Origin of the sequence: Salegentibacter holothuriorum (assembly GCF_900168045.1) — a bacterium.
Classification (GTDB): domain Bacteria; phylum Bacteroidota; class Bacteroidia; order Flavobacteriales; family Flavobacteriaceae; genus Salegentibacter; species Salegentibacter holothuriorum.
This window is the reverse complement of record NZ_FUYY01000001.1, coordinates 930,289-956,168: the sequence shown is the minus strand read 5'-3', so window position 1 is coordinate 956,168 and position 25,880 is coordinate 930,289. Positions and strand designations below refer to the sequence as shown.

The following is a 25,880-nucleotide window of genomic DNA, read 5'->3' as shown; positions in this document are numbered from 1 at the left end:
ATTTCCTGTTGAATTTAAGACTGTCTAAAGTTTGAATTAGACTGTCGGGAAAGTTTTACAATTCGTCATTCTGAATTTATTTCAGAATCTAAGTTGATAAGAATTTTAGAAGCTGAAACAAGTTCAGCTTGACGCAAGAAGGATTTTCCGGATAGTTATAACATACCAACCTTTAGGCAGTTTTTTTATGCCCTAATTTTAAAAAGTTAAAATCTGTTAAAAAAATATAAGTCTGTAACATTTAGAGTTTTAAGTCGGTCTTTAAAGTATATAACCTTTAAATTTTATATTATGAAAACTTTAAAACTCGTATTATTTGCGTTAGCTCTTAGCGCCGGAACTCTACTTCATGCAGCACCTAAAAAATCAACTGAAACTTCTGTAGCCTTTAATAAGGAGATTCAACAATTATTGAAAAATATTGATATTGAGGTTAAAGAAGATGTGACGGCCTACTTAATAGTTAGGTTTAATTGCAAAAACGAAATGGAAGTACTCTACGTGGGCTCAAAAAATGTTGAAGCCGGGGAAAAGATTAAAAAATGTTTAAACAATAAGCAGATTAAAACTGTTTTAGATTCCTCTGAAGAGAGCTATAAACTTCCAATAAGATTAAAAGCTTAATCATTGCTTCAATCAAAAAATGGAAAGAACAAAAAACCCGGCTCATCACCGGGTTCTATTTTTATAAGAGATCCAAATTTATTCTGCTCTATCGGGATACCATTCTAGCATTTCCACTTCAATATCCTGGTTTCCTTCGTTCACCAACGTCTTAAATTTTTCCACATCGGCAAAACCATCTTTACCTCTAAAGTGGTAGGGAATTACCTTCTTTGGAGCAAAAGCTAACACTCCATCAGCTGCATCTTCTACGGTCATGGTATAAGGTAAATTCATAGGGATTAATGCAATATCTATTTCTTCCAGGTTTCTCATTTCAGGAATATCTTCCGTATCACCGGCGATATAAAGTCTTTGGCCGTTTCTCTCAACTACATAGCCATTACCACGGCCTTTGATATGGAAAGCATCAGGGTTTTCCGGCAGATTATACATAGGGATAGCTTCAATATAGAAATCTATTACTTTGGTAGTAGCTCCATTTTCTAAAGTTCTAAGAACGCTGTTTAATTCTTCAGGCAATTGATCTTTTACGGCCTGCGGTACAATTACATGCACGCCTTCAAGATCCATAGCTTGTAAAGTCTCAGCACTCATATGGTCTCCGTGAATATCGGTAATAAGAATAAAATCTGGTTTTTCCATTCCTTCAAATGCCTCCGCACCTCCAACGGGATCCAGGTAAAAAGTTGCCTCTCCCCAATTTATTACTGCGGTAGCATGTGAAATGGGTTGAATGTCTATAGTCGTTGTGCCAGACTCTGTTTCCTTTTGTGCTATTTCAGAAGTATTCTCTGTTTTCGCTTCTTTGTCTTCGTCTATCTTACTTTCATTTTTGCAGCCTGTAAATAGAATTCCGGCTGCTATTAAAGTCAATAAATATTTCATATTTGGTTGTTTTGTATTAAAAATAGGCAACCAAAGCTAAACTAACTTAGGATTTTTAAAATTTTAAGAAAGATTCAACCGCATTTTGATATCTCCACGCGAATAAGGATTATTTTCTCCAATAGGAATTTCCCTAAACCCATATTTTTTATAGATATAGATCGCATTTTCAAGCTTTCGGTTAGAAAAAATAATAAGATGATCCCAAGCTTGCTTTTTAGCGAAATTTATACTGTGCTCCATTAATTTCTGCCCTAGTTTTTTTCCCTGGTGTTCCGGGCTAATCGCCATTTTGGTAAGTTCAAAGACACTTTCTTCCATTTTCATTAGAGCTACACAGCCAATGATCTTTTTGTCATTTCTTACGAAAAAAATATTCCCGCCGGGTTCAATAATGTACTTATTAAGGTTGCCAAGCACTTCTTCATCGTGGGGTTCTACCCAAAAATACTTTTCTAACCAGGCAATGTTTAAGTCTTTAAAATCATCAGCATAAACTGATTCGTATGAAATTATTTCCATTTTCAATTTGATTGAATTTTTTAGAAAGGAAAAGTTTAGTTATTTGTTTTTCCCATAAAATCGGTAACAAAATATGATAAAGCTTTGCCGACTTGTACCGAATTCGTAGAATTAGGGGCAGCTTCACAGATATGTAAATATTTACAATTTTTTTCTTCAGAAGTAAGTTGAAGAAAGTTTCTTACCATATTTAAGGCAAATCCCGAAGGAGATTGTGCGCTACTAGAGAAATTTATTATTGCGTCACAGTCCAATTCCAAACCAAAAGTCTGTTTATTTATAAATTCTAACTGGGAATTAAAAGCAGCCATTTTACCCTGGTGTGTTTGTAAAATAAGATCTTCAAAAAGATGAAATTTAATATTGGAAACCGATTTTATTTCATTAAAGATATATTGTGGGGTATAATTCTTATGCAAACCAAAAATTGCATATTTTCCAAGAAATCCGTCACGCTGGGCAAAGCTGAATCCATTGCCACTATGCCGGTGCTCTAGTTTCCTAAGATCTGTATGCGCATCTATATTTAAAATATTCAGCGGCTTTTTTATTGCTTTTGAAGTACCTTTTATATTGCCAAAAGCATTGTTGTGCCCCCCGCCAATTATTATAGGAGTTTTTCCTGCTGAAACTATTCTCTCCACCAGAAGACTCACTTTTTCATCAACCTTCTCAACCAGGTCGCCGAGTTTTGCATAATAATTAGGATCTTCAACATCTATATTAGCCGCTTTTTGCATTTCGGTTTTACAGTCGATTTCACCGAGTAGCAAAATATTTTCAGCATTGGTAAATTCATTTTCCTGGATATTCAACAAAGAATTTAAACAGGCTTCCCAGGCTGTTGAAGCACCAGCTTTCCCATGATTAGCTCTAATCCCAATATCTTCCGGAATTCCAAAAAGCACAAATTTGGCCTTGTTAGTTGTGATTTCTTCTAAATTTTCAACAAAAGTGATCTTTTCTCCCAGGCGTGTTTCGCCTTCTCTTTTAGAAACCAGCTTTTCTATGGTTTTATGGCTGTATAATCTTAACCCTTTCATTATTCTACCGTTTTTCCGTTTATAAAAACCGACTCAATAGAATTTGTTCCGAAGGCATAGGGCAAAAAGGTGTAAGAAGGAATTTCCCTGGTTACTATAAAATTAGCTTGTTTTCCCCTGGTAATACTACCGTGTGTTTCGCTAAGTTCCATCGCATAAGCGCCATTTATTGTGGCGGCGTTTATGGCTTCTTCGGGGGTCATTTTCATTTTTATACAAGCTAAAGAGACTACCAGGTTCATATTTCCACTAGGTGTACTTCCGGGATTAAAATCTGTAGCTAAGGCCAATGGTAATCCGGCGTCCAGTATTTCCCGTGCCGGGGTATAAGGAATACTTAAAAATAGGGAGCAGGAGGGAAGTGCAACCGGCATTGTGGCTGTTCCCTTTAAGCTTTCAATATCTTCCGGGCGCATCACTTCCAGGTGGTCTACGCTTAAAGCTTCGTGTGCTATTCCCGCCTGAATACCGCCAATAGCGTTAAATTGATTGACGTGTATTTTAGGTTTTAAACCGAATTTTTTTGCTGCGGAAAGCAGTTTATGCGTATCAGCCACGCTGAAATATCCTTTTTCACAAAAAATATCTATGTATTCTGCCAGGTTTTCCTCTGCAACTTTGGGTAAGATTTTTTCAATTACCAAATCCATATAAGCATTTGGTTTTTCTTTGTATTCCTTTGGAATAGCGTGTGCACCCAAAAAGGTTGCCTTAATGGGAATATTATAATTTTGCTGAAGTCTCTTTATAACCCGAAGCATTTTTAGTTCGCCTTCTTCAGTTAAACCGTATCCCGATTTAATCTCAACCGCACCGGTACCAAGCTTCATTACTTCTTCCAGCCTTTTAGCCGATTGTTGGTAGACTACTTCCTCTGGAGTGTCCTGTAGGGTTTTAGCAGAGTTTAAAATTCCACCACCGCGATTGGCAATTTCTTCGTATGAAAGTCCGTTAATGCGGTCGGCAAATTCTAATTCCCTGTTCCCAGCATAAACAATATGCGTATGAGAATCGCACCAGCTAGGCAGGATTATTTTTCCTTCGGCATTAATGGTTTTATCAATATTAATTTTAGGTAAAGAATCCATTTCGCCATAATCGGTAATCTTATCATCTTCAATCAGTAACCAGGCGTTTTTAATAGTTGGTAACTCCTTCATTTCAGCTCCAGATAGCTTGTTAACCGCATTTTCCCTTACCTGAAGAAGTTCTTTTATGTTGGTGAATAGTTGTTTCATTCTGCTTAATTTTTTGTGCTTGTTTTCTGCTGAAAACTTCAGTTAAACAAAGATAAAAACTAAGCCGTGAAAACCTGCTTTTTAGGTGGAAACAAAAAAGGTTGACTTCAAAAGAAATTATAAACGTGATCGCGAGCGGAGGACAAGGAAGCGCGGCGATCTTTTGTTTGACGTGCCGTCACTTCGAGTATCCAGATAGAATCGGGATATATCGAGGAGTGTTTTGAAATTAGAACTTCTATTGGTTCTCGATACGCCGTTATTTTCGCCCCTGGCTCAAGTAACGCTACTCGAACTGACGCGCCGTTTTGAACAAAAACCTACATCTCACAACCGAAAACTGAAGCAGAACAGATCGTCACGTAGATTATCGCCTCCTCGCAATAACGCATTCTTTCTACCTTAACCTTTAGTATATGGCATCAAAAAAATCGTCAACCTAAAATAAGTTCAGGCTGACGATTTATAAAAAGAATTTAATGCTTGATTCACACGTCATCCTGATTGTTTCAGGATCTAACTTAATTAGAATTGATATCATATTAGAAGCTGAAACCAGTTCAGCTTGTCGATACCAAGCTCTTTAGTCGGCTTTTTATGAATTCTAATTCTTCAGCGATTTCATATCGATTACAAAGCGATATTTTACATCAGACTTTACAATACGATCAAAAGCTTCGTTGATATTTTGCATATCGATCATTTCAATATCTGAAACAATATTATGTTCGCCACAAAAATCCAGCATTTCCTGGGTTTCTTTAATACCGCCAATCACCGAACCGGCAATGCGTTTACGGCCGCCAATTAAGCCACCACCGTGAACAGGATCCAGCGGTTCAATTGCGCCAACCAGAACCATCGTTGCATCTCTTTTAAGCAAAGCTATATAGGGATTCATATCGTGACCAACAGGAACCGTATTCAGAAGAAAATCGAAAGAACCGGCTTGTTTTTTCATATCCTCTTCGTTTTTAGAGATCAGTACTTCATCGGCACCAAGTTTTTTTGCGTCTTCAGATTTTGAAGGGGAAGTAGTAATCATCACCACGTGCGCTCCTAGAGCGTGGGCAAATTTAACTCCCATATGCCCAAGTCCGCCAAGCCCAATTACGCCAACTTTATCTCCTTTTTTAACATTCCAATGTCGTAATGGAGAATAAGTGGTTATACCTGCGCAAAGTAATGGGGCAGTTGCTTTAGCATCAATATTTTCTGGAATTTTAAGCACAAATTCTTTATCTACTACAATTTGTTCGGCATAACCTCCAAAAGTATGGCCGCCTAAGTGCTTATCCTTACTATTGTAGGTTAGTGTAGCTCCATTTTCACAAAATTGCTCCAGGTCTTCCTTACAGGAGTCGCACTCCTGGCAGGAATCTACCATACAACCAACACCTACAAGGTCACCTTCTTTAAAGTTGCTTACGTTTTTGCCTACCTGGGTTACACGTCCTATAATTTCGTGGCCAGGGACAACCGGATACTTAGAATTTTTCCAATCGTTTCTAACCTGGTGGATATCGCTATGGCAAACACCGCAGTAATCTATTTCAATCTTTACATCTTCTGCGGTAATTTCCCTACGTTCAATATTTAATTCTTCTAAATTGGCGTCGCTGGATTGCGCGCCAAATGCTTTTACTTTACTCATATCAATTCAATTTTCTTAAAGATAAAGAATTGATAGCGCAATTTTTAATCCAGATATTGCTTTAACTTTATTTAACTATTGTTTGGAATAATAATTTATAGCATATAGGAAACAGCTTGAAAACGCAGGACATTTAGAATATTTCTTTTTACATTAGGGCGAATTTTACAAGCATTAGAAATGACAAAAAAACATCCTGGAATAAATACGATATGCACCCATAGCGGAGAACTGGAAGACAAACAATTTAAAGGCGCGGTTTCGCCATTGTATATGGCTACTTCCTATGCTTTTGAAGATGTAGAGGTAAAGCGTTATCCACGTTATTTTAATACGCCAAACCAGGTCGCTCTGGCTCAAAAAATGGCAGCACTGGAACACGGGGAAGCTGCTTTGATCTTTGGAAGTGGTATGGCAGCGGTAAGCACTGCGCTTATGGCTTTCGCTCAAAAAGGAGATCACGTGGTTTTTCAAAATACCCTTTACGGTGGTACCAGCAATTTGATTACCGAGGAATTTGAGAAATTCGGACTGGAATATTCATTTACTAAAGATTCGAAACCAGAATCTTTTGAAGCTGAAATAAAAGATAATACGAAGGTGATCTATATTGAAACCCCTTCAAACCCATTGCTTACTATAACCGATATAAAAGCGATTGCTGAAATTGCTAAAAAGTATAAGCTGGTAAGCATGATAGATAATACTTTTGCTTCGCCGGTGAACCAGAATCCTATAGATTTTGGAATTGATATTGTCTTGCATTCTGCTACAAAATATATGGGCGGACATAGCGATATTCTTGCCGGAACCGCTATAGCTTCTGAAGAGCATATAGATAAAATCTTTCAACTTGCTAAAAATTTTGGTGGAAGTTTAAGTGATTTTACGGTTTGGATGTTGGAACGAAGCTTAAAAACCATGGGGCTGCGCGTGAGAGCACAAAATGAAAATGCATTAGAATTAGCGAAATTCCTTGAAAAACACGAGGATATTTCCCGGGTTTATTATCCGGGTTTAGCTTCTCACCCAGATCACGACCTGGCCAAATCTCAAATGAAAGGTTTTGGAGGCATGATGTCTTTTGAACTGCGTGAAGGATTGGATTTTGACCTTTTTCAGAAGAAATTAAAATTGATTAAGTCTTCTATGAGCCTGGCAGGTGTAGAATCAACTATACTTTCTCCCTCAAAAACCTCTCATGGTTTACTTTCTCCTGAAGAACGGGAAGCCCAGGGAATTAAAGACGGATTAATGCGATTCTCTGTAGGAATAGAAGAGAAAGAAGATTTAATGGAAGATCTGGATCAGGCCTTAAAAGAAATTAAAGGATAAGAAATACGAGGTGTGAAGTTTGACGGAATAACTTAAAATTAGATTTCCGTCGCAGTTTATCCCGATTTTATATCGGGACGGAAATGACAAAGTAAATATTATGAAACTAGATATATTGGCTATAGGCGCGCATCCAGATGATGTGGAACTAAGTTGCTCTGGCACTATAGCGAAAGAAGTAGACCGGGGTAAAAAGGTAGGGATCTTAGATCTTACCCGTGGAGAATTAGGAACCAGGGGTACCGCAGAAACCAGGGATGAAGAGGCGAAAAATGCAGCTAAAATTTTAGGAGTTTCCGTACGGGAAAACCTTGAATTTAGCGACGCATTTTTTGTGAATAACACTGCGCATCAGTTGGAAATTATAAAGATGCTGCGAAAATATCGTCCGGAAATTGTGTTGTGTAATGCTATAGATGATAGGCATATAGATCACGGAAAAGGAGCGAAATTAACAAGTGATGCCTGCTTTTTAAGCGGACTTCGGAAAATTGAAACTATTTATGATGGCGAAAGCCAGGAATCCTGGCGGCCAAAACACGTATATCATTATATTCAGTGGAAAAATTTAAAACCAGATGTAGTAGTTGATATTTCCGGATATATGGATAAAAAAATGGAATCAGTAAAAGCATATAGAACTCAGTTCTACGATCAGGATTCTAAAGAACCACAAACCCCAATTTCCAGTAGTAACTTTTTAGAAAGTATCACTTATAGAGCACGAGATTTGGGAAGACTAATTGATACCGAACACGCCGAAGGCTATACAGTAGAACGTTATCCCGCGGTAGATTCTATTTTTGATTTAATTTAGGTAGAATTTAGACTTTTCTAATTGTTTAATTTGGAGCTTTTTAGCTTCGTTGACAAAAAATAACACTAAAAATCAATATTAAATTGATTTTTTTTCTTTGGGAAATTGGTAAAATAAACTACATTTGCAACCGCAATTAAAATGGTGGTTGTAGCTCAGCTGGTTAGAGCGCCGGATTGTGGTTCCGGAGGTCGCCGGTTCGAAACCGGTCTTCCACCCTTTATTCAAGCCTTCAGTTTTCTGAAGGCTTTTTTTATGGGGTGATTTTATGAGTAGCTCTAAAGAAAAATGGGGATCAATCGCAATTGTTATGTTTAAGCAAAAATTGTGGTTAATCTGTATAGGAAGAATTCTATATTTTTGACTCCCTAAACTCACTTCTAGAAATCCACGTCATGCTGGAACTTGTTTTAGCATCTAATCTGTTTTATATTCGATAATCTTTGATTCTGAAATGAATTAGAATTAGGCTTTCAAGTATTTATTTTTCTGTCTTAGTTTCTAAAATCCTTACAGCAATCCTTATTTTTGCCAAAATCAAAATTTTTATAAATGAACTCCAGAGAAGCACAGTTAAAAGCATTTGATCGTTTATTGACTATTATGGATGAGCTAAGGGAACAATGTCCCTGGGATAGAAAGCAAACAATGGAATCGCTGCGACATCTTACTATAGAAGAGACCTACGAACTTGGAGATGCTATCCTGGATAAAGACCTTGAGGAAGTAAGAAAAGAATTAGGAGACCTATTACTCCACCTGGTTTTTTATGCTAAAATTGGTAGCGAAAGCAATGATTTTGATATTGCAGATGTGGCCAATGGAATTTGTGATAAACTAATAGATAGGCATCCACATATTTATGGTGATGTTGAGGTTGCCGATGAAGAAGAAGTAAAAAGAAATTGGGAAAATCTTAAACTGAAAGAAGGTAAAAAGAGTGTATTGGAAGGAGTGCCACGCTCATTGCCGGCAGTTGTGAAGGCAAGTAGAATTCAGGAGAAAGTTGCAGGAGTAGGATTTGATTGGGAAAAACCGGAACAGGTATTTGAAAAACTTCAGGAAGAATTGGGTGAATTGCAGCATGAAATAAATACTGGTGATAAGGATAAAATGGAAGCGGAATTTGGCGATGTCATGTTCTCTATGATCAATTATGCCCGTTTCCTTGGTATAAACCCTGAAAACGCCCTGGAGCGCACCAATAAGAAGTTTATTACTCGCTTTCAGTATTTAGAAGCTAAAGCCGCAGAGAAAAATAAAGCTTTAAAAGATATGACTTTAGCTGAAATGGATGTCTTTTGGAATGAAGCGAAGTTATTGTAAAACTACTCGAAAAGCGAGGTGTGAATATTCTGAATTTTTTTGAAATTCAAAAAAATCCATTAATAACATAGTTTAAATTTAGTCTACTTACTAAAAATAATCCTGTTTGGATGTATTTCTAGAGCTGAAAAATCCAGATTGTCTTTTATCCAAATCAGGCTTTTCTCCGTATAAAAAAAGACGTGTGTAACGTCGTTTTTATAATACCAGTTATCGAAGTCAATTTTTTCTGAATAAAGGGAAGTTTTGCAATAGAGTTTTCCTCCTGGTTTTAAAAGTGATGCAAGTGTTCTAAACTCTTGTTGTGGCTTATAGAAATGTTCCATGACCTCGCAGCATATTATAAAATTGTATTTATTTGTTAATACGCTGGTTTGTGGATGAAAATAGGGGTCATATAAGACTGTTTTATAGCCTTCTTTTTCTAATTGAATACTAATTACAGGACCCGTTCCACAACCGTAATCCAGGCCACTGTGTTCAGTAGAGAAATCTTTTAAGATTCGCGAAGTTATCGGCTTAACAAAATCCTGATATTTGGGATCATCTACATCATTATTATGGGTAAGGTAACGCGCCTCTTCTGCTTTTTTAGAAATATAAAATTGAGATAAAAGTTGAATGCCCCCGCAATTGGTGCATTCAACAAACTCCCTGTTTTTACTTTTCCAAAATTTCTTAGTTGCGCCTTTGCAAAGAATGCAGTTCATAGCCGCTCTGCTTAGTAAAGCGACTGGATTTTAAGCAATTTTTCTTTCCAAACTTCAAGCTGCTCTTTATGGTTGGCGATATTTTTGTGAACGTCTTGTACCAAAGGATTATCTTCATCTACGTTAGAGAAGAATTGCAAATTGTTTTCTAACTGTCTAATTTCCGCTTTTGTTTCTTCTATTTTTTTAGTTAAGAAATAATGTTCGTTGCGAAGTTTTTTATCGTCGTCGTCATCATTTAAGGCCTGTACCTTATTTTCGTACTTAAGCATTTCGGCCTTAGTATGATCTACATCCAACTTATTAAAAAGTTGATCAAGAGCTTTATTGAATTTCCCTTCAATAAAACGCTTATTATATGGTACACGACCTAAATTCTTCCAGTCTTCAATAAACTGTTTTATTTTAGGTAGGTCTTCTTTCTTATCGCCACTAAGTTCTACAGATTTTACCTGCTCTAATAATTCTTTTTTCTTGTCAAAAGCCTCAAATTCCTCTTTGTTCTCGTCTTTACGTGTTTCTTGTAGACGTTCAAAATAATGATTACAGGCGGCTTTAAATTTTTTCCAAACCTTGTCACTATCTTTTCTTGGAACGTGGCCAATTTTTTTCCAGTCTGCCTGGATTTTCTTCATTAAAGGGGTAACCGTTTTGAAGTCTTCGCTATCCTTATTGTCTTCCGCAATTTGAATAAGCTCTTTTTTCTTTTCGAGATTATCGTATTGCTGCTTTTTTAGATTCTTATAGAATGCATTTTTATTACGATTGAATCGGCGAACATTTTGTTTGAAATCGGTCCAGGTTTCTTCATTTTTACTACGTGGAACCTTCCCTGCATTAAAGAATGCTTCCCTTAGCGCTTCAATTTCTTTAATTTTCTGTTGCCATTTATTATGGCTTTTATACTCTTCTTCTGCAATTGCTTTTATTTTTTCAATGATAACCTGCTTGGCTTTCCAGTTTTCTTCAAAACGTTCATCTAGCGTATTGAAATACTCCTGGCGTTTATCATGAATTTGTTTGGTAGCACTGCTAAATCGTTTCCAAATATCTTCACGAAATTCCTTGGCAACCGGTCCAAGTTCTTCTTTCCACATTTTGTGAAGCATTTGCAGCTCTCTAAACGCACGGTTTATATCGCTTTCCTGTGCTAATTCTTCAGCACGGTCAATGACTTTTAATTTTTGATCAAGATTATGTTTAAAATCCAGGTCTCTGAATTCACGATTTAAATGCAGAAAATCATAAAAGTTCTCTACGTGATGATGATAGGTATTCCAAACATCATTATATTTTTCTCTGGGAATTGGCCCAGCCACTCGCCAGCGATCCTGAAGTTCTTTAAAATGTTTGTATGTGGTATTTATGTTCTCTTCAACATCAATTAAACCTTTTAATTCTTCAATTATTTCCAGGCGTTTAGATAGGTTCTTATTAAGGTCCTGTTTAAGTTGCTTGTAGTAATTGTTGCGTTTTTCTCTATAATCAAAATAAAGTGAGTTAAAACGCTTTTTAAGTGGAGTAGAGTAGTGGAAGTCTATAATGTTCCCGCCATCGGCAAGAAATTCTTCTTTTTTTTCCTCTTCTTCTTCATTGAATTTGGCATTAAACTCTGCACGAATTTCAATAACATGATCTTTAATGGCCTGTACTTTTTCCTTCTTAAGCAAAGATTCAAATTCATCTACCAATTGCTCTTTGCTCATCGCATGGTAATCTTTTTTCGGAATATCGTGTCGCTCAGCCTTGGTTTCATCTTCGCTGTCTTCAGCAACCGAGTCGTCTATATGTTCCTGGTGATCCTTAGAGGTGCGCCCTTCTTCTTCAGAAGTTTCTTCCTCATCATCATCCTCTGCAGTAGCTTTGTCTTCTGTTTCAGCTTTAATTTCTGCCTTTGCTTTTTCTTCTTCCGGCCGGGTTTGTTTTCGGCTTTCCTCAAGAATAGCATCATTTTCATCGTCTTCCTCGCTGCTGGCTTTATTTTCTTCTGAAGTATTCTTCTTATCGCCAGCTTCTGCAATCATGGCATCTTCTAGCTTATCATCTTCAGTTTTAATTTCAGAAGCAGTTTCTGCCGGTTCAACCGGGGTTTGCTCCTGGGCCGGGGCTATTTTAGTTTCAGGCTTTTCAGAAAATGATTTTTCTTCTACATTTTCGTCGTGGTTTTCTTCGGTTAGCTTTTTTTCATTCTGAGTTTTTTCAGAATTTTTTGTGGCTTCGTTAGAAAACTCTTCTTTACTTTTATCATTTTCTTGCTGAGACATATCTTTCAATGTTAAGGTTCTTGTAAATTAATTAGGCTGAAAGATAGTAACTCCAGCAAAATTGGGCAAACAATTCGCTTTTTTTGTACTATTAAAAAAGAAAAATTAGGCGTTATTTATTCCAAATGTTCCAGGCACTTTCTGCTTGTAATTCAAGCATTTTTAAACCGTTTTTAACTGTGGCTCCCTGTTCTTTTGCCAATGCTAAGAGTTGGGTTGTTTCCGGGTTGTAAATTAGGTCGTAAACCAGGTGTTTGTTGGTTAAATACTGAATGGGGAACTTTGGATATTTTTCTATATCGGGGAAAGTACCTACCGGGGTAGTATTAATAATAACTTTATGGTCTCTAATAATTTCTTCGGAAAGATCCTCGTATTTTAATCTATCATTTCCTGAAGATCTTGAAACAAATTTATATTCAATTTCTAATTTTTTAAGGGCATATGCTATAGCTTTTGAGGCTCCTCCAGTTCCCAGAATAAGTGCTTTATTATGCTGGGTTTTTAGCAATGGCTTGATGGATTCTGAAAATCCTATATAATCTGTATTGTAGCCAATAAGTTTGTTCCCGTTTACTTTCACGGTATTTACAGCGCCAATTTCTTTAGCTTCAGGAGCTAAATCGTCTAAAAAATCAAGAATCTCTTGTTTATAAGGAATCGTGACATTTAGGCCTTGCAGCTCTGGCATCTCTTTAATTACGTCCCGAAATTGATTTATATTTTGCAGGTCGAAATTATAATATTTAGCGTCAATATTTTCTTTCTTAAATTTTTCGGTAAAATAAGTTCGGGAAAATGAGTAACTGATGTTTTTTCCAAGTAAGCCAAAAGTTTTCATCGCTTTGCGGGTTTTTGGTTTTTCTTTTCGTACCAGGCGAGTCCTAATACAATGAGTATGCCTACAAATATAAAGAAAATTGCAAGCCAGGTTTCAGCCGTAGTAAAAGTTGGGAAATAACGATCGTAATAATCTATTACTCCATTGCCCTGGCTATCTAGAATAACTTCTCCGCTTTTATCTAACTTGAAAATTTTTTCTTTCCAGGGCCAAACCACGCCTAACGAACCTGTAATAAAACCAATTATTGAGGCAAAAGTATCTTTTTTATAATGCTTTAATACATAGCCCAAAAAGTGGGAGAGGGTAACTAAGCCGGCCAGAGATCCTGCGCCGAATACTAGTAGTACCTCTAATAAACGGGTTCTGTCAGCATCATTTATAAAGCTAAAATCAAGAACTATCAAATCTGCCATAGTATCGTAAAGCGCATTTACCGAGTCTACGAGCAGGAGTACATAATTTCCGAATAAAATAAGTATAAAAGATCCTGAGAGCCCTGGTAATGTCATCCCGGATACGCCTACTATTCCACAAAAAAACACGAACCAGAGATTGTCATTCTCTTTTGCCGGTTCCAGGAAGCTAATTGCTACCCCCACAATTATTCCCAGGAAAACAAATAAAAGGGAGCGTTTGCTCCATTCATCAAAATCTTTACTAATATAATAGATAGAACCTATAATCATTCCGAAGAAAGAAGCCCAAACATAGAGTTCGTAATGGAGTATTAGGTAATCAAGTATTTTGGAAACACTAAAATAACTTATAAGCATTCCAAGAATAAGTAGGCTTAGGAATCTTCCATTAGTATAATGATACAAACTTCTAAATCGGCCGTTTATAAGTAATATAAAAGCCTTATAATTTATTTTTTGAAGGGAATAAATGAATTCTTCATAAAAGCCTGCTACAAAAGCTACGACACCACCAGACACACCGGGTACTTTGTTAGCTGCACCCATAGCTAAACCTTTAAGTACCAAAAGTACTTTATCTGTAAAGGTTCTAGTTTGTTGCATTGGCTTTATCTGAGCTTTTTGCGGCAAAAATTTCCAGGCTTAGAATTAAGAAAAATCCTGCGAGCATTAAAATAATAGCATATAGTGTATGTGGTTCACCATCAAAATTCCAGGGTAGAACCGAAGCTTCTTTTAGTACTACTTCTTTGTCTCCATACATTTCTGTTTGCAGTACATGTTTCCAGGGCCATATTTTATTTAGGGAACCGGCTATAAATCCGGTTAAGACGGCCAGGGTAAGGCTACTGTAATGTACAAAAAGCCATTTGAGTATCTTAGAAAAACTAAGTAAACCAATTACGGCTCCTATAGCAAAGATGCCCAGGGTTTGAAAATCGAAATCGTGTACGGCATCGGTAAGTCTTTTATATGCTCCTAAAAGCACTAAAATAAATGCTCCGGAAATACCGGGTAGTATCATTGCGCAAATTGCTATAGCTCCAGAGAAAAAGATGTATAAATTACTTTGTTTAGCGGCCATTGGCGGCAGTGAAACGATATAAAAAGCGATCCCTGCACCAATAACTAAAGCCAGGATGATTTTAAAATTCCATTTAGGAATTTGTTTTCCCACATACCAGATACTGGCAAATACAAGACCGAAGAAAAAAGACCATATCATGATTGGATGATTTTCCAATAGGTATTTTGCGGCCCTCATAAGCGAAAAAAAACTGATAAGAATACCGGTGAAAAGTGCTAAAATAAAAGGGCCATTAAGTTGTTGCCACATGGCTTTAAACCCTTTTTCTTTCCAGGTGGTAATCAATGAAAAATTCACACCACTAATGGTAGAAATCAATTCTTCATAGATTCCTGTAATAAAAGCGATGGTGCCTCCAGATACTCCGGGAACAACATCTGCCGCGCCCATCGCCATACCTTTTAGAGTTACAGGAAGATAGTCTTTAAAACTTTTTCGCATGTGAATAAATTAAAATTCCGGCTCAAAGTTAGTAAAATAACTAAGAGAGGTTTATAAAGGAATTTATAATTTGCTTCACGCTCTTTCGGTTAAAGATTTGAGGAAATAATTCTTCGATAACTATATAATATTCAGCGTCTAATTTTAATCCTTTATTTAGGTGAAAATAAGCTTTTTCCCCTTCATTTTGGCTAAAATAAAGTCCGGCCAAACGAAATTCAATCTCGGCGGTATCTGGATAAAACTCCAGTGCCTGGTTTAAATTTTTAATAGCAGTATCAAATTCACCAAGGTCTATTAATATGTCGCAGCGTCTAACCCAGGTTTCCAATTCGTAGTTTCCAAGATCTAAACTCTTCTTGTAACCACGCTCGGCTTCTTCATAAAATTTTAGGCGGTTATTTATCTTAGCGTAGCGCTTCCAGTATAGCACATTCTCTTCATCAATATTAATCGCTTTGTTAATATAGTAAAGTGCTTTTTGGTAATTCTTCTTTTTTATATAAAAATCGGTGATTGCAATCCAGCCTTTATCTAAAAGTGGATCTTCGTGTACGCAATCTTTATAGTGTTTAAGCGCAAGCTCATTTAAACCGAGCTTTTCAAAACATTTTCCAATTCGTAAATAAGTAAAAGAGGTAGGGTCGTCTAACTCTAAAGTTAAACGATAGTTTTCTATGGCTTCATGGTAACGACCAAGTTTCTCAAGTACTTTTCCTTTTTCAAGGTAAGCCCCAATAAAGTAATCATCACTAATTATAGCAAAATCAAAAGCCGATAATGCCTTTTCGTAATCTTTTAAATCAAAATATTGCTTTCCTACCTGGTGCCATGCAACCTCGCAGTATGGGTTTTTATCCAGGTACATATTAAGATATTCTATCGCTTCTGTTTTTTGATCCAGAAAATCGAAACAATACATAATATTATATAGCGCCGAATAATCTTCTTCATCTGCCTCCAGGCATTTCATAAAGCTAAACTTCGCATTCTCAAAATCTTCCAGAAACAGATGTTCCATTCCAATTAGGGCGTAAACTTCTGCAGGATCTAAAGTAATATCCAGCGCCATCTCTAAAACCTGGATAGCTTTGGCGTGACAATCACGTTTAGAAAGAATTTGCGCTTTTTGTATATAGATTTCTTCGTTAGAAGATTCTAGTTGTTGTAATTCGGTAAGCATTGATTCGGCCACATCCAGTTTATCTTCAAAAACCAGGATCTCAATTTTAAAGAGCTTTAGGTTTGTAGAAGTTGGATGTTGCGCCAGGCCTAATTTAACGGCCTTTTTTGCCAATGCAAATTTCCCGTTCTCTAGATAATAATTAATAATGTCTTCAAATTCTACCGAATCAAAGAATAAAACATCATTTGTTTTAAGCATAGATTCAAATCGGGAAAGTGAGAAATTATTTTCGTCGTTATGGCTTAATTGCATACGTAGGTAATTACGGGATTTCTACTTACTCACAAAGTGAGATTTAAAATACTTCAACACTTAGTTGAAATTGCTTGATCTTTTTGAACTTAATGCCTTTCAGGTAAGCCTTAAGGCATTTCTTAAAATTAAAAATGAATATGCTTTAAAAGCTCAAAGATCAATATTGTTGTTAACAAATTAATGAACAGTTTGTTGTTGCTCCATTAATTCATCCAATACGTCAATAATGATGCCACAGCCTTCTTTTATTTCTTCTTCTGAAATGGTAAGTGGAGGAGTAATTCTCACCGCCTTTTTCTCGAATAAAAGCCAAAAAAGTATGAGATTTTTTTCTTTACATTTTAGGATTAACTGATTTGCTATTTCTTCGGAATTGGCAATAATGGCAAGCATTAGGCCTATTCCTCTGATTTCTGAAATTAGCGGATGCATCAGTAATTTTCTAAATAATTTTTCTTTTTCCAGACTTCCTGTCATTAAGTCTGTTTCGGTTATTTCTTTTAAAGTAGCTAGAGCCGAAGCAGCAATTACAGGATTTCCTCCAAAAGTAGTAATATGCCCCATTTTTGGATTGTCTGAAAGGCTATCCATCATTTTAGCTGAAGCAGAAAAAGCGCCAATAGGCATACCGCCACCCATTCCTTTGCCTAAAGCAACGATATCTGGAACCATGTCAAAATTCTGAAATCCAAAGAGTTTTCCTGTTCGCCCAAAACCCGGTTGAATTTCATCTAAAATCAATAAAGCACCCACTTCCTCACAGCGTTGCTTGATCTTTTTTAAATAATTATGCTTCGGGAGAATAAATCCCGCTCCTCCCTGGATACTCTCCAGAATTACAGCTGCGGTTCTTTCGGTAATTTTTTCTAAATCTTTCTCCTCGTTAAACTGTATAAAAGAAATATCTCCCAAAAGTGGCCTAAAGGGTTTTTGGCGTTCTTCATAATCCATTAAGCTAAGCGAGCCCATAGTGTTGCCGTGGTAGGCCTGGTGAGCAGCTATTATTTCAGATCTTCCGGTATAACGTCTGGCAAGTTTTAAAGCGCCTTCTATGGCCTCTGTGCCAGAATTTGTGAGATACGTTTTTTCTAGTGGTTGGGGGAAATATTTTGCCAGCAACTTGGTTAATTCAACGGCCGGTTGTTGAGCGTATTCTCCATAAACCATTACATGCAGGTACTTTTCTGCCTGTTCTTTAATTGCGTTTACAACCTTAGGATGGCAATGACCCAAACTACAGGCTGATACACCCGCTACAAAATCCAGGTGCTTTTTTCCATCGGTAGTGAAAATATAAGAACCTTTTGCAGATTCTACTTCCAGGCCCAGGGGGTGGGGAGTGGTTTGTGCCTGGTATTTTAGAAAATCCTTATTCATTGGGTTGGTCATCTTCATCTTCCTTCTTTTTCACTTCCTGTGTATCTCTTCTGCCTATTAATGGTGGCGGTTCTTTTAGTCCTGGGATACTATCTTTCATCCTGTTCCTCAGTTTTTCAACTTCAGTTTTTGTCTCTTTGTTTTCAGCTTTAATAAGTTGTTGCACTTCTTCTAACTGCGGAATGCTATCTTTTGCCCGGTTTTGCAGATCTTCAGGTTTTAGCCTGGACTTGTCATTTAGGAGCAGGTCATCTCCTTCGTCACGTTCATCAAAGAACTCTTCTTCTTCCTCTGGTAAAGATATTCCTTGAATTTTCACCAAATCAGGTTCAGGTTTTCCTTTAAATAAATCTTCTTTAGTGAGTAATCTTTCTTCGCCACGCCAATTAAAACCTATTAGTTTACGAACATTAACAGGAAAATCTTCTTCCGGAGTTAAATTTCCGTCTACATTTTGGTAATAATAGATATCTTGAATTTGCTGTTCTTCAAACAGGATTTTTATAGAACTGGACAGGGTTTTATTTATTCCTATAAGTTCCTGCTCGCTATTTCGGCTGTAATATAGTGTTTCGGTATTTTTATTAATATCTACCTGGTACAATTCATTATCTTCAAACAAGCCTACCAGGTCCATTCCTTTTACCTGGTTATAGCCTTCTATGGTATCTTTCTGAATTAAAAACGCATTATTAAATACCCGCATAGAATCCAGTTGTTCTGTTTTGCTATTACTCTGTAAATGAATGGTGTCTCCCGTCATTTGGCTAAGTCCACTCCAAAGTACAGGACTACGGCGTTTAGTTACAGAAGTTACAGGCCCGCTGGTAAGATTGATCATTTTGGTTAAGCCTGTTTGTTGGTTAATATGAACCGAATCACTTTTTCCACTCATATCACTTTTAAATAATCTTACATCGTAAAATCCGCGAATAATTCGTTTATCTGGTTTCCCGGTAATCATTATAGTGTCACCGTGAATAAAAAGTGAATCATTATCCTGAACACTGGCAGCAACGGCTCTTTTGGTAATAAAAACAGAATCTCTATCCCGGAACACTTCGGCATAGTGGCCGGTAACAACACTCTTATTGGTGGTATCAATAACCCTGATATTATTTGTTGCGGAAGCAAAATTAGTGTTTCGGTTAAAGTAAAGGCTATCTCCTTTCACCGTTCTATTATCATAATCTATCCTGGAATTCTTTACAAAATAGCCTGTGTCACCACGAGTATCATAAAATCCGCGTTCACAATAAACGGTGCTGGCTTCACTTTCTATAGTAGAGGGGCCATAGAGATACGCGTGCCCGGTGTCTCCGTAGAAATCAAGCTGCTCAGAATTAATGATATATTCGGGATTGGTGAGTACCACATCTGAAACAAAGGAATATTTATCCTGTTCCATATAATATCTGCCAATATTACTGGTAATAACTCCGCCGGTATCTATAACCTTTCCGCCACTGCGGTAGTAAGCCTGTTGTTTTAATCTATCAAAGAAAAGACTATCTGATTCCAGGATAGTTTGCGGACGTTTCATTACAACTTCACCACTGGCAAAAGCAAACTGAGAGTTGCCGTTATATTCGGCATAATTACTATTTAGTTTTACGGTATCGCCTTGTTGCATTCTCACGTTCCCAAAAGCCCTAAAGAAATTTTCATCTTTATAATGTATCGCAAGATCGCACCAAACCTCTATGCCTTCGTGTTTAAAATAGACCTGGTTCTCTACTTTGCTCAAAACAAAGGCACCAGGATATTTTTCGTCCTGAATATTTCTATCGGCACTATAATCAATCTCCTTGGCTTCCTGAGCCTGTATTAAAACCGGGAAAGAGAAAATTGCGAATACTAAAAAAAGAATGATTTTTTTCAAGCCTAAAATTTTTTCAAAAGTAATTAAAAATTAGGGGATTTGGGTTTTAAAGGTATATGACTGTTTTTTGAAAAATATTCTGTTTATGTTGATTTATGTTGATGAATAAGTAGTTTTTTCATAAAAAATTTAGAAAGTATGTTAATATTAATAGAATTTAATATTTTAAAGTTTTTCTTTTGAAAACTTTAACGCTAATAATAAAACCGTCTTATACATCACCTCGTAAGTTTACTAAATAACTAAAAACTTAAATTATGGAAAAACCACGTATTAGGGTGAGTGCAGTTAATGCAAAACCTTTAAAAAACAGTAACTCCAGAAGAAAATTCCTAAAAATGGGAGGGCTTGCCATGGCAGGTTCAGGATTATTGCTTTATGGATGTAGTGATGATGACGATATGCCTGATCCTAACCCTCCCGGGGAAGTGTTTGATCTGGGAAGTGGCGATGTAGGAATATTGAATTACGCGTATGCATTAGAACAGCTTGAGGCTGCTTTTTATACCAAAGTATTAGATGGCTCTTACTGGGCCGGAGCGAATCCTGAAGAAAAAATGATTTTAGAAGATCTATATGATCATGAGGTTATTCATCGCGAATTCTTTAAGGCCGCAATTAATGCTAATGCGGAAGCCAGCCAGGTATTGCCCGAGTTGGAATTTGATTTTAGCGGAGTAAATTTTGCAGATAGAGATTCTGTTTTAACAACAGCTAGAGTGTTGGAAGATACCGGTGTAGCTGCCTATAATGGAGCAGGTAGATTACTGCAAACCCCAGATTTTCTGGTGATTGCCGGGAAAATTGTTTCGGTAGAAGCAAGACACGCTGCGGCTATTCGTTCTATTTATTTAGATGATGATACTGCTTTTGCCGGGGATGATGTTATTGATAGCAATGGACTTGATCTTGCAAAAGACCCGCAAACAATTCTTGGAGAAGTTGGAGCAACAGGTTTTGTAGTGACGCCATTTACAGCCGATAATTTGCCTCAATAATTAACTAATCAACTTAAAAACAATATTATGGATATTATAAAATTTTTAGACGAATTTACTTCGGAAAGCCTTACTAGAAAAGCCTCTTCCAGACGAGAAATGCTTGGTAGCCTGGGTAATTTAGGTAAGAAGGCAGCTATGGTAGCTGTTCCTTTTGGTCTTGCTTCTACCTCTGGAAAGGCATTTGCACAGAGTAGTGGGAATGATGCCATAGGAGCATTGCAACTTGCGCTTACCCTGGAATATCTTGAAGCAGAGTTCTATATAAAAGCTCTAGATTCTGGTGTATTACCTAGTGGAGGAAGAGCTGAAGCGGTTTATAACCAAATTTCTAAACACGAATCGGCACATGTTACATTCTTGCAAACCGGTTTAGGAGATAATTCGGTAGACTCACCACAATTCGATTTTACAGCGGGAGGAGCTTTTGATCCCTTTAACCCGAATAATGATATGGCTTACGCTCAATTATTAGCTTTAGCCCAGGCATTTGAAGATACAGGGGTAAGAGCTTATAAAGGACAGGCGACAAACCTTATGGGAACCGATTTTCTTACTCCGGCATTGCAGATACACTCTGTGGAAGCAAGGCACGCCTCAGAAATACGAAGGCTAAGAGCCGATGTTCTAAACGAAAACACCAATGAAAATGCATTGGGTTGGATAAACTTGAACAACCGAGGACCGGGAATGCCGGAAGCGACTCAAGCCGTTTATGATGGCGAAGAAAATGTAGTACAGGGTGGAGTAAACCTGGTAGATGCTACAGGATTTAGTGCTGAAGCGGTTTCACAATCTTACGATGAACCAATTAGTGGAGAAGTAGCTCAGCAAATTGCCGGGTTATTCATCGTTAATAATGATGGATAGATAACTCAATTCTAAGTTTTTGTTATAAAGAATTTTGTTATAAAAAAAGCCGTTTCAAGTTGAAACGGCTTTTTAATATTATAAGAATTAAAAGATTCTTAACGTGTTATAGTTTGAGTTCTATCTGGACCTACTGAAACAACTTTAATTGGGATTTCCAGTTCTTTTTCCAAAAACGCTACATAGTCATTAAACTCCTTAGGAAGTTCATCTACTTTTGTCATTCCTGTAAGATCGGCTGCCCAACCTTTAATTTCGGTATAGATTGGGGTTATGTTTTCTGCTTCAATATTATATGGTAGGTGTTTGATTTCCTCTCCTTTATAGTTGTAAGCGGTACATACTTTTAGCGTTTTAAATCCGCTAAGTACGTCACCTTTCATCATAATTAGTTGGGTAATTCCATTTACCTGCACGGCATATTTTAGAGCTACTAAGTCTAGCCAGCCACATCTACGTGCACGGCCGGTGGTAGCACCAAATTCGTTACCTACACGTCCCATAGTTTCTCCATCTTCATCAAAAAGCTCGGTAGGGAAGGGGCCACTTCCAACTCTGGTGGTATATGCCTTAAAAATTCCGTAAGCTTCACCAATTTTATTTGGTGCAACACCAAGTCCTGTGCAAGCTCCAGCTGCCGTAGTGGTAGAGGAAGTCACAAATGGATAGGTTCCAAAATCTATATCTAGCAGAGATCCCTGAGCGCCTTCGGCTAAAATAGTTTTACCTTCTTTTTGTGCCTGGTGTAAATAAGCTTCACTATCTATAAAAGTTAGTGATTTAAGAGTTTCTACCGCATTAAAGAATTCCTTCTCCAATTCAGCAAGATCATATTGTACGTCTACATCGTAGAATTTGATCATTTTCTCATGCTTATCGGCAAGCGTTCTATATTTTTCTTTCCAGTTCTCTAACTCCAGGTCACCTACACGAATTCCGTTTCTTCCGGTCTTGTCCATATAAGTTGGTCCAATTCCTTTAAGAGTAGAACCAATTTTCGCTTTTCCTTTTGAAGCCTCAGAAGCTGCATCCAGAAGTCGGTGAGTTGGTAGAATTAAATGTGCTTTTCTGGAAATAAGCAATTTAGATTTATAATCTATATTGTTTTTTCTAAGATTGTCCAGTTCCTTTTTAAAAATCACAGGATCTATCACTACACCATTACCTACAAGGTTAATGGTTTCGTCGTGAAAAATTCCTGAAGGAATTGTATGAAGTACGTGTTTTTGCCCATCGAATTCGAGGGTGTGTCCTGCGTTAGGTCCTCCCTGAAACCTTGCGATAATATCGTATTTAGAGGTGAGTACATCAACAATTTTTCCTTTGCCTTCGTCACCCCACTGGAGACCTAGTAGTAAATCTACCGCCATTGAAATCTTAAGTTAATTGGTTGTTTTTTTGTTGCCGTAAAAATATAAAGAATGTTTGGTAATTTCTATATCAAACACTTCTTCAATTGTTTTTTTTATGGACTGAATGCGTGGATCGCAAAATTCTATAACCTCACCGGTATCTGTTAAAATAACGTGATCGTGCTGCCTGTCAAAATATGACTTTTCATACTGTGCCTGGTTTTGCCCAAACTGATGCTTTCTAACAAGACCGCATTCCAGTAATAGTTCTATAGTATTATAGAGGGTTGCACGACTTACCCGGTACTTTTTATTTTTCATTTTAATATAAAGTGACTCTATATCAAAATGATCGTCGTTATTATATATTTCCTGAAGTATTGCAAAACGTTCGGGGGTTTTTCTATGCCCTTTTTCCTCCAAATACTTGGTGAAAACGTTTTTAACTACTGCTTGATCGTTCTTATTTACAACTTTTTTGCTCATAGCTTTTTGTAGCTTACAAAGGTATAGGATTATTCACGGCTAACCTTATCGATGCCGTTAATTTTTTTGAGTCGGTTAATGATTTTAGTGAGTATGGCATTGTTCTTTACTTTAAGCGTTATTTGCCCGCTAAACACCCCGTCTACACTTTCAAAACTTACCTTCTGCATATTCACGTTAAGATTGCTGGAAATTTCTTTAGTAACTTCACTCACCAAACCTAAATTGTCAATCCCTGTTAAATTTACTATTGCTTTAAAGTCTTGCTGTGAAGAATCTATCCATTTTGCTGGAATAATCCTGTAGGCATAATTGCTTTGGAGTTGAAGCGCATTGGGACAGTTCTTTTTATGAACTTTTATTCCATCGTTTACTGTAACAAATCCAAAAACCTGATCTCCTGGAATAGGGTTACAACAATTGGCCAGTTTATAGGCTAAGGTTTCATCTTCATCTCTACCAAAAACAAGCTGATCGTATTTAGAAGTAATTTCATCTTTATTGAGATCTTCTGCAATAACCGGTTTGGTGATTTTTCGCTTAATATAACTTACCAATGCATTGCTCCTGGAGGACGAAAATTCCTTTAGTTTCTGGTTATCTATTTTGCCAATGCCAACGCGGTAAAATAGATCCAGACTGGTTTTTAAGTTAAAATGAACAACTAACTCGTTAATCACTTTTTCATTAAAAGGTATTTTTTGTGCACGCAGTTTCCTGGTAAGTATAGCCTTACCTTCTTCAGCTATTTCACGTTTTTCATCTTTTAATGAAGATTTTATCTTGGCGCGTGCTCTTGCCGTGGTTGCATAATCTAACCAGTTTACATTTGGCTGGGCGTTTTCTGATGTTATTATTTCAACCTGATCTCCGCTTTTTAATTTATGACTTAATGGAACCAGCTTGTTGTTAACCCGGGCACCACGGGTTTTTAAACCAATTTCGGTATGAATGCTAAAAGCAAAATCTAAAGGCGTAGAACCTTTTGGTAAAGATTTAAGATCACCCTGCGGTGTAAAAATAAAAATCTCTTTAGAGTAGAGATTCAGTTTAAATTGTTCTACAAAATCTACTGCATTTACATCAGGATTCTCAAGAGCTTCCTGTAGCCTGTTTAACCATTCCTCAATTCCACGGTCTTCCTGGGTGTCTCCCTGTTTATATTTATAGTGTGCCGCATAACCTTTTTCGGCAATTTCATTCATTCTATGACTCCTAATTTGCACTTCTACCCAACGGCCTTTTGGTCCCATCACGGTAATATGCAGGGCTTCGTAACCCGTAGATTTAGGCGAAGAGATCCAATCTCTAAGTCGGGTGGGATTAGGCCTAAAGTGATCGGTAACTATGGAGTAAATTTTCCAGGCAAGAAATTTTTCATTAGCCTGGTCGCTTTTGTAAATAATTCGAATAGCAAATTTATCATAAACCTCGTCAAAGCTTACATTTTGAGCTTGCATTTTACGATTTATGGAATAGATGGATTTTGGCCTTCCCTTTATATCATAATGAAGCTCCTCCTGGTTTAGCGAGTCTTCAATAATTCGGGAGAATTCTTTTATATAGGCATCCTGCTCCTCTTTACTTTCTTTTATCTTGGTATGAATATCGTGATAAACTTCGGGCTCGGTATATTTTAGGGCCAGGTCTTCAAGTTCGGTTTTAATATTATAGAGCCCAATTCTGTGAGCCAGTGGGGCATAAATATAAAGTGTTTCTGATGAGATCTTTTCCTGCTTATCACGGCGCATTGCATCCATAGTTTGCATATTGTGCAATCTATCGGCAATTTTGATGATAATTACCCGAATATCATCGTTTAAAGTAAGGAGCATTTTCCGGAAATTCTCGGCTTGCAACGATACATCTTTATCTTTCTTTAAACTGGATATTTTTGTAAGTCCGTCAACGATTGTTGCTACGGTTTTTCCAAACATCTTTTCGATATCCTCAAGCGTATAAATCGTATCTTCAACTACATCGTGCAGAAGCGCTGCAACAATAGAAGTGGCATCCAAACCAATTTCTGAAGCTACAATTTTAGCAACGGCAATTGGATGGAAAATATAAGCTTCGCCAGATTTTCTGCGTTGGTCTTTATGTGCCTCCACAGAGGTATCAAAAGCCTTTCTAATTTGCTTTTTATCATCATCACTCAGGCTACGATAACTTATGCGCAGTAGTTCTTTATACTGTCTGGCAATCTCCTTATTTTCTTTCTCTATAGCGGCGTCTGTCATAAATTAAAAGTACGATTAAGATTAT

Annotated in this window: 22 protein-coding genes and 1 tRNA gene; 7 read left to right on the top strand and 16 right to left on the bottom strand. The window is 37.0% G+C overall.

All coding sequences use genetic code 11. The features are described 5' to 3' along the window. Positions 1 to 291 precede the first annotated feature (291 nt). A complete protein-coding gene (locus B5X51_RS04100) occupies positions 292 to 624 on the top strand; it encodes a hypothetical protein (protein WP_079719592.1) in 333 nt (110 codons plus the stop codon). 78 nt (positions 625 to 702) lie between these two features. On the opposite strand, the gene B5X51_RS04095 is transcribed toward B5X51_RS04100, so the two are convergent. From B5X51_RS04095 to B5X51_RS04075, 5 genes are all read right to left on the bottom strand, one after another. Further along, complete coding sequence (locus B5X51_RS04095) at positions 703 to 1,512, bottom strand: MBL fold metallo-hydrolase (protein WP_079719677.1); 810 nt, start codon at positions 1,510 to 1,512, stop codon at positions 703 to 705. 63 nt (positions 1,513 to 1,575) lie between these two features. Next, positions 1,576 to 2,034, bottom strand: a complete 459-nt coding sequence (locus tag B5X51_RS04090) for a GNAT family N-acetyltransferase (protein ID WP_079719591.1) — start codon at positions 2,032 to 2,034, stop codon at positions 1,576 to 1,578. A 35-nt stretch (positions 2,035 to 2,069) separates the two neighbouring features. Further along, on the bottom strand, positions 2,070 to 3,077 hold the full coding sequence (locus B5X51_RS04085) for a formimidoylglutamase (protein ID WP_079719590.1): 1,008 nt from the start codon (positions 3,075 to 3,077) through the stop codon (positions 2,070 to 2,072). Then, positions 3,077 to 4,315 carry an imidazolonepropionase gene (gene hutI, locus B5X51_RS04080; protein ID WP_079719589.1) on the bottom strand — a complete coding sequence of 413 codons (1,239 nt, stop codon included), beginning with the start codon at positions 4,313 to 4,315 and terminating at the stop codon, positions 3,077 to 3,079. The genes B5X51_RS04085 and hutI overlap by 1 nt, the downstream gene beginning before the upstream one ends. Positions 4,316 to 4,919: 604 nt before the next feature. After that, complete coding sequence (locus B5X51_RS04075) at positions 4,920 to 5,969, bottom strand: NAD(P)-dependent alcohol dehydrogenase (protein WP_079719588.1); 1,050 nt, start codon at positions 5,967 to 5,969, stop codon at positions 4,920 to 4,922. Between the two features lie 180 nt (positions 5,970 to 6,149). Between B5X51_RS04075 and B5X51_RS04070 the strand changes: the two genes are divergently transcribed. The 4 genes from B5X51_RS04070 (at position 6,150) to mazG (ending at position 9,447) form a co-directional block, all read left to right on the top strand. Next, a complete protein-coding gene (locus tag B5X51_RS04070; protein WP_079719587.1) occupies positions 6,150 to 7,304 on the top strand; it encodes a trans-sulfuration enzyme family protein in 1,155 nt (384 codons plus the stop codon). A gap of 100 nt (positions 7,305 to 7,404) precedes the next feature. Then, on the top strand, positions 7,405 to 8,121 hold the full coding sequence (gene bshB1, locus B5X51_RS04065; protein WP_079719586.1) for a bacillithiol biosynthesis deacetylase BshB1: 717 nt from the start codon (positions 7,405 to 7,407) through the stop codon (positions 8,119 to 8,121). Positions 8,122 to 8,264: 143 nt separating this feature from the next. Then, positions 8,265 to 8,340, top strand: a tRNA-His gene (locus tag B5X51_RS04060). Between the two features lie 333 nt (positions 8,341 to 8,673). After that, positions 8,674 to 9,447: a nucleoside triphosphate pyrophosphohydrolase gene (gene mazG, locus B5X51_RS04055; protein WP_079719585.1), complete on the top strand. Its 774-nt coding sequence runs from the start codon at positions 8,674 to 8,676 to the stop codon at positions 9,445 to 9,447. Between the two features lie 83 nt (positions 9,448 to 9,530). On the opposite strand, the gene B5X51_RS04050 is transcribed toward mazG, so the two are convergent. The 8 genes from B5X51_RS04050 to B5X51_RS04015 form a co-directional block, all read right to left on the bottom strand. Further along, positions 9,531 to 10,157: a class I SAM-dependent methyltransferase gene (locus B5X51_RS04050; protein WP_079719584.1), complete on the bottom strand. Its 627-nt coding sequence runs from the start codon at positions 10,155 to 10,157 to the stop codon at positions 9,531 to 9,533. Positions 10,158 to 10,168: 11 nt separating this feature from the next. After that, entirely contained in the window at positions 10,169 to 12,421 is a 2,253-nt protein-coding gene (locus B5X51_RS04045) for a DUF349 domain-containing protein (RefSeq protein ID WP_079719583.1), read from the bottom strand. Positions 12,422 to 12,533: 112 nt separating this feature from the next. After that, a complete protein-coding gene (locus tag B5X51_RS04040) occupies positions 12,534 to 13,262 on the bottom strand; it encodes a shikimate dehydrogenase family protein (RefSeq protein WP_079719582.1) in 729 nt (242 codons plus the stop codon). Then, positions 13,259 to 14,284: a DUF368 domain-containing protein gene (locus B5X51_RS04035; RefSeq protein WP_079719581.1), complete on the bottom strand. Its 1,026-nt coding sequence runs from the start codon at positions 14,282 to 14,284 to the stop codon at positions 13,259 to 13,261. Before B5X51_RS04035 ends, B5X51_RS04040 begins: the two co-directional genes overlap by 4 nt. Then, the gene (locus B5X51_RS04030) at positions 14,271 to 15,209 is read right to left on the bottom strand and encodes a DUF368 domain-containing protein (RefSeq protein WP_079719580.1); all 939 of its coding nucleotides are present in this window, start codon (positions 15,207 to 15,209) and stop codon (positions 14,271 to 14,273) included. Before B5X51_RS04030 ends, B5X51_RS04035 begins: the two co-directional genes overlap by 14 nt. A gap of 40 nt (positions 15,210 to 15,249) precedes the next feature. Continuing rightward, a complete protein-coding gene (locus tag B5X51_RS04025; RefSeq protein WP_079719579.1) occupies positions 15,250 to 16,647 on the bottom strand; it encodes a tetratricopeptide repeat protein in 1,398 nt (465 codons plus the stop codon). A 180-nt stretch (positions 16,648 to 16,827) separates the two neighbouring features. Continuing rightward, complete coding sequence (locus B5X51_RS04020; protein ID WP_079719578.1) at positions 16,828 to 18,027, bottom strand: aspartate aminotransferase family protein; 1,200 nt, start codon at positions 18,025 to 18,027, stop codon at positions 16,828 to 16,830. Beyond that, on the bottom strand, positions 18,020 to 19,909 hold the full coding sequence (locus B5X51_RS04015; RefSeq protein ID WP_079719577.1) for an OstA-like protein: 1,890 nt from the start codon (positions 19,907 to 19,909) through the stop codon (positions 18,020 to 18,022). Before B5X51_RS04015 ends, B5X51_RS04020 begins: the two co-directional genes overlap by 8 nt. A gap of 257 nt (positions 19,910 to 20,166) precedes the next feature. Between B5X51_RS04015 and B5X51_RS04010 the strand changes: the two genes are divergently transcribed. Both B5X51_RS04010 and B5X51_RS04005 read left to right on the top strand, forming a co-directional pair. Continuing rightward, entirely contained in the window at positions 20,167 to 20,907 is a 741-nt protein-coding gene (locus tag B5X51_RS04010; RefSeq protein ID WP_079719576.1) for a ferritin-like domain-containing protein, read from the top strand. Between the two features lie 27 nt (positions 20,908 to 20,934). After that, entirely contained in the window at positions 20,935 to 21,777 is an 843-nt protein-coding gene (locus B5X51_RS04005; protein WP_079719575.1) for a ferritin-like domain-containing protein, read from the top strand. A 98-nt stretch (positions 21,778 to 21,875) separates the two neighbouring features. Here the strand turns inward: B5X51_RS04005 and B5X51_RS04000 are convergent, their stop codons facing one another. From B5X51_RS04000 to B5X51_RS03990, 3 genes are read right to left on the bottom strand one after another with little or no spacing between them, the layout of a single operon-like run. Next, on the bottom strand, positions 21,876 to 23,147 hold the full coding sequence (locus B5X51_RS04000) for an adenylosuccinate synthase (protein ID WP_079719574.1): 1,272 nt from the start codon (positions 23,145 to 23,147) through the stop codon (positions 21,876 to 21,878). A gap of 12 nt (positions 23,148 to 23,159) precedes the next feature. Beyond that, positions 23,160 to 23,615 carry a Fur family transcriptional regulator gene (locus B5X51_RS03995; protein ID WP_057481434.1) on the bottom strand — a complete coding sequence of 152 codons (456 nt, stop codon included), beginning with the start codon at positions 23,613 to 23,615 and terminating at the stop codon, positions 23,160 to 23,162. Positions 23,616 to 23,644: 29 nt separating this feature from the next. Continuing rightward, positions 23,645 to 25,855, bottom strand: coding sequence for a RelA/SpoT family protein (locus tag B5X51_RS03990; RefSeq protein WP_079719573.1), 2,211 nt, complete (start codon positions 25,853 to 25,855; stop codon positions 23,645 to 23,647). Between the last annotated feature and the right edge of the window lie 25 nt (positions 25,856 to 25,880).